The organism is Vibrio sp. Y176, from assembly GCF_033438945.1.
The window spans coordinates 1-580 of sequence record NZ_JAWOQS010000872.1; the positions used below are offsets into that span (position 1 = coordinate 1).

The 580-nt window shown below is 52.2% G+C and carries 1 pseudogene; it reads left to right on the plus strand.

Going from position 1 to position 580, the window contains the following annotated elements:
- Positions 1-218: 218 nt before the first annotated feature.
- Positions 219-580: pseudogene (locus R7O13_RS29140) on the plus strand (transposase); the annotation flags it as partial.

Here is a 580-nt window from a genome sequence, read left to right on the forward strand (position 1 = left end):
ACCTATCGACTTAAAGAGAAAGTTAGGGCTTATATAAAACGTCCAAAAAGCTATCCGTTTAGTGATACTAAAGGTAATCCTGTAAATGCTAATTCAGGAAAAGCGCTAAAACGTTTGTGCCCCAAAACGTTCTAGCCTATGACTCAGGACTAATTTTTTTTGTCATTAATTGATCTACTTTTTCTAATGATTCAATATGGTTATGATTGAATAATAATGGTGACGGGATTGGCAAGGTAGCCGGGTCCAGCCTGCACGCCGGCGTGGCGGCCAGGGCCTATGAACGCAAGACGCTCGAACGGCTGTGCCGGTACATCAGCCGCCCGGCGGTATCCGAGAAGCGGCTGTCGTTAACACGAGGCGGCAACGTGCGCTACCAGCTCAAGACGCCGTACCGGGACGGCACCACGCACGTCATTTTCGAACCATTGGATTTCATTGCAAGGCTGGCCGCCCTGGTACCGAAGCCCAGAGTCAACCTAACCCGCTTCCACGGGGTGTTCGCACCCAACAGTCGGCACCGGGCGTTGGTCACGCCGGCAAAACGGGGCAGGGGCAACAAGGTCAGGGTGGCTGATGA